Annotated in this window: 8 protein-coding genes; 3 read left to right on the top strand and 5 right to left on the bottom strand. The window is 71.8% G+C overall.

Annotated features, from left to right (window positions below; all coding sequences use genetic code 11):
- Window positions 1–8: 8 nt before the first annotated feature.
- Window positions 9–1,019, bottom strand: coding sequence for a hypothetical protein (locus tag GSF22_RS07170; RefSeq protein ID WP_208812087.1), 1,011 nt, complete (start codon window positions 1,017–1,019; stop codon window positions 9–11).
- Window positions 1,020–1,320: 301 nt separating this feature from the next.
- On the bottom strand, window positions 1,321–1,917 hold the full coding sequence (locus tag GSF22_RS07165) for a hypothetical protein (protein ID WP_208812085.1): 597 nt from the start codon (window positions 1,915–1,917) through the stop codon (window positions 1,321–1,323).
- 212 nt (window positions 1,918–2,129) lie between these two features.
- Here GSF22_RS07165 and GSF22_RS07160 point away from each other — a divergent pair, with 212 nt between their 5' ends.
- Complete coding sequence (locus tag GSF22_RS07160) at window positions 2,130–3,269, top strand: sensor histidine kinase (RefSeq protein WP_208812083.1); 1,140 nt, start codon at window positions 2,130–2,132, stop codon at window positions 3,267–3,269.
- Window positions 3,266–3,889 (top strand): response regulator, encoded by a 624-nt coding sequence (locus tag GSF22_RS07155; RefSeq protein ID WP_208812081.1) that lies wholly within the window; start codon window positions 3,266–3,268, stop codon window positions 3,887–3,889. The genes GSF22_RS07160 and GSF22_RS07155 overlap by 4 nt, the downstream gene beginning before the upstream one ends.
- 93 nt (window positions 3,890–3,982) lie before the next feature.
- On the opposite strand, the gene GSF22_RS07150 is transcribed toward GSF22_RS07155, so the two are convergent.
- From GSF22_RS07150 to GSF22_RS07140, 3 genes are all read right to left on the bottom strand, one after another.
- Complete coding sequence (locus tag GSF22_RS07150) at window positions 3,983–4,300, bottom strand: hypothetical protein (protein WP_307803803.1); 318 nt, start codon at window positions 4,298–4,300, stop codon at window positions 3,983–3,985.
- A gap of 89 nt (window positions 4,301–4,389) precedes the next feature.
- Window positions 4,390–5,046 (bottom strand): HAD family hydrolase, encoded by a 657-nt coding sequence (locus tag GSF22_RS07145; RefSeq protein WP_208812077.1) that lies wholly within the window; start codon window positions 5,044–5,046, stop codon window positions 4,390–4,392.
- 110 nt (window positions 5,047–5,156) lie between these two features.
- Window positions 5,157–5,306, bottom strand: a complete 150-nt coding sequence (locus GSF22_RS07140; RefSeq protein WP_208812075.1) for a hypothetical protein — start codon at window positions 5,304–5,306, stop codon at window positions 5,157–5,159.
- Between the two features lie 512 nt (window positions 5,307–5,818).
- Here GSF22_RS07140 and GSF22_RS07135 point away from each other — a divergent pair.
- The gene (locus GSF22_RS07135) at window positions 5,819–6,157 is read left to right on the top strand and encodes a hypothetical protein (protein WP_208812074.1); all 339 of its coding nucleotides are present in this window, start codon (window positions 5,819–5,821) and stop codon (window positions 6,155–6,157) included.
- Window positions 6,158–6,278 lie beyond the last annotated feature (121 nt).

Here is a 6,278-nt window from a genome sequence, read left to right as displayed (position 1 = left end):
GTTCCCGGTCAGTCGCCGCCGATCCGCCGGACCGCGAGTTCGCTGAGCGACACGTCGGGTACGCCCCCGAGCGCCGCGCGGGCCAGCGCGGGTCGGGTCAGCTCGTAGACCTCCACCGTGCAGGAGGGCGTACCGGCCCGCCGGCCGATCCCGTCGACCTCCTGCGGGTCCGGGTTGAACGGCAGCGTCCGCCACCGCTCCGCGACGTGCCGCCAGTCGCCGGCCAGCGTGTCGGCGAGGCCGTCGAGCAGACTCCGGTAGTCGTCGGGGCTGATCGGCCGGCCCCGCCCGTACCGGTCCCGCAGCCCGGTGATCCCGACCGGGGGTTCCCCGGAGTACCCGTCCTCCGCGCCCATCCACCACTGGGCGAAGTAGCTGCCCTGGTACCCCTGGGCCAGGTAGCGCCGGCCGTCGGCGTGCGCCTCGATGACGAAGTTGTGCACCTGGGGGAACTGGCAGTCGAGCAGCAGTACCGTCTCGACGGTGGCGGGCAGGCCGCGCAGGGTCTGCCGGAGGTCGTCGCCCTGACCGGACTGGTAGGTGTGCCTGGCCCGCAGGACCGGCTCACCGCCGTGGGCGGCCAGTTGCTCGCGGATCTGGAACGCGGCCATCCCGCAGTTCGCCCACCGGCGGCTCCGGTCGCGCTGGACGATCCGGAGGTCGTCGGTCCGGCCGGTGCTGCGGATGGCCGTACCGAGTTGACTGTCGACCTGGTGGGACCGGTCCCGGCGGCCCTGCGGGTCGATGACGGTGCGGACGTCGCCCTGCACGTACCGGGTCGCGGCGGTGACCGCCTCGGCCCAGGTGCCGAAGACCTGTGCCGGCGGCAGCGTACTGGCCGACCAGTTCACCAGTGTGCCCAGGACCTCGCCGACCCGGTCGGGGGGCAGCAGCCCGCTGATCCGACCGACGATGTCCTCGCACGCCTTCTCGTCGGTTTCCAGGTCGGGGATCCTGCCGTCCGGGTAGTTCCCCTGTTCCTCGGTGATGACCAGCATCCGGTTCCTCGTCTCGCCCACTCCACCGTCCACACTGGTGTGTGGACCGCGCTCAAGACTCGGTCACGGGACGCGCCACGGGTACCGGGTGTCGGGTTCCCGTCGGCTCACCACGGTGTCCGGAAGTGGTCACCCGGCGGGTCCGGCGGGGTGGCTGAGGACATCCGATCGCGTGCCACGCCGTACGGCCGTCCCTGGGCCGCCCCACACCCCGCCGGTTCGGCCGCGAGCGGCCGGGCACCCCGTGTACCTGTCTGAGGGACCCGGAGATCGTCGCACCGACCCACGCCGGCGCCCAACCCGGTTTCCGGAGCGACCCGCCCTACCGGGCCAGCGCCGGCCCGCCGTGCCGGTACCGGTGGGACGGCTGGCGCCACAGCACCGCGCCGAGCCACACCATCACGCCGCCCGCGACGCCGTGCAGCAGCCCGGTCAACGGGCTGTCCGGCAGCGGGGCGAGCAGCGCCAGCGACGGCACCGCCACGGCGTACACCGCCGCAGCCACCCTGGGGAAGACCCCGGCCCGCCACATGGCCACCCCGAACAGGATGCTGCCGACGACGAAGACGAGTGCCGAACCCAGGAAGACCGGCCGGGTCGGACCGGTCTGCACCTCCCGCGCGACGTCCGCCGGCAGGTGAAACAGCACCGTGTTCAGGGCGAACGCGACGGCGGCGAACAACCCCATCCCGATGACGTTGACGGCGAAGGCGACCGCGCCCAACCGTCCGCTCGTCTCGCGCTGCCGCAGGTGCAGGGCGGCGATCGCCGGCGCGCCGAACGCCACCCCGAGCGCCAGGACGAGGCTGGTGGCGGCGGTCTCGCCGGTGCCGATCTCGATCAGTCCGGGCACGGCGATGCTCGTTCCCAGTACGACGGCACAACCCGCGCCGAAACGCAGGAAGCCGGTGATGCCCATGGTCTCTCCTCACGGCGTGGCCGGCTCGCTGCCGACCGCTGCGCCGACGCTACGAAGCACGACACCGGCCGGGACAGTGCCGCGCGTCCGGACCCGCCGGCCGAACGTCATGTGCGCGCGTCCGGACCCGCCGGCCGAACGTCACGTGCCGTCCGGCCACATCCGCCGTGGGCGTCTGGCCGGTGCCGCACCACCGGCCGTAGCCTGGCCGCATGCCCACTTCCCGGCCGGTGTCCTGGGTCGCGCCAGCCCTCTACGGCGCGGTGCTCGTCGCCGGACTGATGTTCGCGGCGGCGGCCGGCGACACCCGTCCGTCCCCGGTCATGACGGCCGGCTTCGTCGGCCTGCTCGGCATGCTGGCACTGCTGGACCTGATGGAGGCGCGCCACCGGCCGGGGCCCGCCGGGACCGCCGGACTGCTGCTGGCGCGGGTGGCGCTCATGGCCGGGGTCGTCGCCCTCGACGGCTCCGGGCTGGCCCGCATCCTGTTCGTGCTGGTGCCGTTCACCGCCTACTTCGCGTTCGGCGGCAGGGTCGCGGTCGCGCTCGGTACGGGTGGGGTCCTGGCCCTCGTGCTGTGGCACGCGGTCGCCGTGCCGGCCTGGTGGCGGTCCGCCGAGCGGGTCTCCGACCTGCTCATGTTCGCAGTCGGCGTGGTACTCGCGGTGTCGATGGCCGCCGTGGCCGTCGACGAGCAGCGGGCCCGGGCCCGGCTGCGCGAGACCACCCGGGAACTGGCCGCCCTGTCGGCCGCCGCCGAGCGCACCCGCCTGGCCCGCGACATCCACGACAGTCTCGGCCACTACCTGACGGCGACGTCGATCCAGTTGGAGAAGGCCGCCGCGTTCCGCGACCTGGACCCGGCCGTCGCGGCACAGGCGCTGACCGCCGCGCAGGGCTCGACCCGCCGGGCCCTCCAGGAGGTACGCCGTTCCGTCGCCGCCCTGCGCGCGGACACCACCCCGTTCTCGCTCGGCACCGCGCTGCGGGACCTGGCCCGCCACGTCGACGGCCCGGCCGTCGACGTGGAGATGACCGGCGACGAACAGGCCGTCGACGTGGAGACCCTCACCACCCTGCTGCGCACCGCGCAGGAGGGCCTGACCAACGCGCTGCGGCACGGCAGCCCGACCCGGGTACGGCTCACCGCCAGGCTCGCCCCGCACGAGGCGCGGCTCACCGTCGCCGACGACGGCGGCGGGTTCCACCCGGGCGGCACCCCGGACGGCGGCTACGGCCTGGTCGGCATGCGCGAGCGGGTCCACCTGCTCGGCGGCCGGGTCGACGTCGACGGCGGCGCCGGCCGGGGTGCCACAATCACCGTGACGATCCCGGCCCGGGTCACGACGTGAGCGTCAGCGTCCTCGTGGTCGACGACCAGCAGCTCGTCCGGGACGGCATCGCGTCCCTGCTCGGGTTGCAGCCGGGCGTGGTCGTGGTCGGCACCGCCGCCGACGGGCGGGAGGCTGTCGCCCGTGCCGTCGAGCTGCGCCCCGACGTCGTGCTCATGGACGTACGGATGCCCGGCCTGGACGGCGTCCGGGCGGCGGCCATGCTCGCCGAGCGCGCCCCGTCGTGCCGGACGGTCATGCTGACGACCTTCGACGACGAGCACTACGTCACCGAGGCGCTGCGGGCCGGCGCGGTCGGGTACCTGCTCAAGGACCTGCCCGCCGCAGAACTCGCCCAGGCGGTACGCCTCGCCCACGCCGGTGTCGCCCAGTTCGACGCGGGGGTCGCCCGGCAGCTCGCCGCCGCGACGCCACCCGGCACCGGCCACGAAACCCTCACCGCCCGGGAGGTGGACGTGCTCCGGCTGGTCGCGGGCGGCGCCACGAACCGGGAGATCGCCCGGCGGCTCCATCTCAGCGAGGGCACGGTGAAGAACCACCTCTCGCGCATCCTGGGCCGACTCGGACTGCGCGACCGGACCCAGGCCGCCATCTACGCGCGGGATCGCGGCCTGCTGTGACGGCCGGACCGGTCCGTGCGGCCGGCGGGGACTTCCGGTGTCCCAGTCAGGTCCGCTGTACTTGCCGCCCAGGGGCCGCTGTCCGAGCCTGAGTCACCCCGTAGGGCGGGGCCGGACGGTGTGGGGCGGCGGCAGACGTCGTACGGGCTCACCGATGGAGTAGACCTCCAGGCAGGCCAGATACCCGTCGTCGACCAGCAGGACGAGACCCGCCCAGGTGTCGCCGTCGCAAATGTCCGCCGAGACAGGTGCGTCGGAGATGACCGCAGCGGGAGCTGCCTGTACGCGGTCGACGGACAGGTTGACCGTCGCGCAGCCGCAGCGGCACCCCTCCACCACAGCCGTATGAGCCAGTTGGGCCAGCAGCTCCCGGTTGCCGGGGAACGGCGAGCTGAGCAGACGCTCGATCACCGCCCGTTCAAGCCCGGTGAGCGGGCGTCGAGCCGGGCTCGAACGCGTCTCGTCTGGCGGCACCTGCCCATGGTCCCGCACGGCACCCGTCAGTCGCCTGCCGCGTTGTGCTTCGCCACCAGGCTCGGGAGTTCGTCCAGCGAATCGATGCGGAACAGGCACTGCTCGGACACGGCCGGGAGGTCGAGGATGTGGCCCCACGGACTGCGCCGGATCAGGCAGGTCTTCATACCGGCCGCCCTGGCCGGGCGCGCATCGTTGTCGGGCCGGTCGCCGACGTACAGGATGGCGGACGCATCCCCACCTCCTTCACGGACGACCCGCTCGAAGAAAGCCGGCGACGGCTTCTCCACGCCCCAACCGTACGACGTGCCGATCACGTCCACGGAGAGGTCGAGAGCATGGAGCATCGTCTCGGCATGAGCGGGCTGGTTGCCGGCCAGGCCCACGAAGAGACCCTGGTCCTTCAAGGAGGTCAGACACGGTCGCGCGTCGGGGTAGAGATCCTCTTCGCCGAACGACTCCGGCCTGCCGGCGGCAGCGCGGCGCTCGATCTCGGCCGCAAGATCGAAGTCGGGTCGGAAGGTCCGGAACGTCTCCTGATAGTCCAGACCTCGGGCGATCACCGCACCGAAGACCGCGGAAAACGTGTGCCGTGGAACGCCGAGCCAGTCCGCCCAGGTCTCGAACTCGCGGGACTCGTCCAGAATGGTCCCGCCGACATCGAAAAGCACCGCTCTGATCACTCGCGTTCCCCCGTCGCCGTCAACGCCATCAGTAGAGCGTAGACAAACTTCGAAGCCGGGCTGGGTTGAGGAACCCGCACCCAGGTTGAAACCAGGGCAGGGAACAGAAATCAGCCCAGTCTCCGGAGACCATCGTTGATGGCCGTCCGGAGTTGCTCGCCATAGGCGTCTGCCGGCAACGCAACGACATGCTCGGCTGCCCGCTCGAAGGCGACGCGGGCGGCGCGGATGTCGCCCAGCCGTTCGTGGGCCATCGCCACTCACGTGCAGCGAAGGGTGGAGGGCGGCGACCCTGTCGTCACCGGCGGCGTCGGCGTGCCGCAGCGCCTCCTGGTTCCACCGCAGGATCTCCGCAGGGTCGTCCTGCTGCCGGGCCAGATAGTGTGCCGCGACGCAGGCGTCGTAGTCGTCGGTACGCATCGCCCAGGCCTGCTCGAACACGCCCGCGCGTCGGCCGGTCGCCCCTCCACCTCCGCCTGCATCCCGTTCTGGCACAGCCTGAGCACCGGATTGCCGAGGTCCATCATCACTCCCACTGATCGCTACTGGCTGCCGCGCCGATACTGAGGGCTCGACCAGGTCGAGGGTCAAGCAGGCGAGGCAGCCGGGTCGCCGACACCAGAGATCTGTCAGCGATTGCCCGGAGTCGGGGGCATTGGACAATTGTCCATCCACTGCCAGATGCAGGGCTGAAATCCCGGCATCGACGGATGACACAGCAATCGACTGATTTCTATCATGCGTTTCCTGTCTTTCCTCGAAGGAGGAGCGCATGCGTATCCGCAGAGGCATCGCCGCAGCCGCGCTTGCTCTGGCCGCAATCACGACCGTCCCGGGCAGTGCAGCGCACGCGTCAGTCCCGGCGCCTGAGTGTGAATCGGGTGACGGCGTCCTCCACTGCTTCGCCTACGACGCCAGCGGTTCCACCGTCACGTGGACGGTTTCCTACCCCACCTATACGACGACGGTGGTCGGGGGGACCATGCTCCGCCGTGGCTGCGGGGCGCATGGCACCCAGGTGGATGTTTCGTACAGCTTCGTGGATGCCACCGGTCAGACGATCTACAGCGGCCTGGGCGGCGTGCTGTGCAACACGGGCCCTTGGCAGTAGGTCACGTATTCGCTTTCCCTCGCGGCCGAAGATCGATGCGCCGCTTGGTGTGAACTCGCAGCAGCCCGGTCGTCCGAGGTGTCGTCCGTGGTCATCCGGGCTGCGGGGAGTCGTCCCGGTC

Source organism: Micromonospora echinofusca, from assembly GCF_017614955.1.
In the GTDB taxonomy this organism is placed as follows: domain Bacteria; phylum Actinomycetota; class Actinomycetes; order Mycobacteriales; family Micromonosporaceae; genus Micromonospora; species Micromonospora echinofusca_A.
Note: the sequence above shows the minus strand (reverse complement) of the source record. Positions and strands in the feature narration are given on the sequence as shown.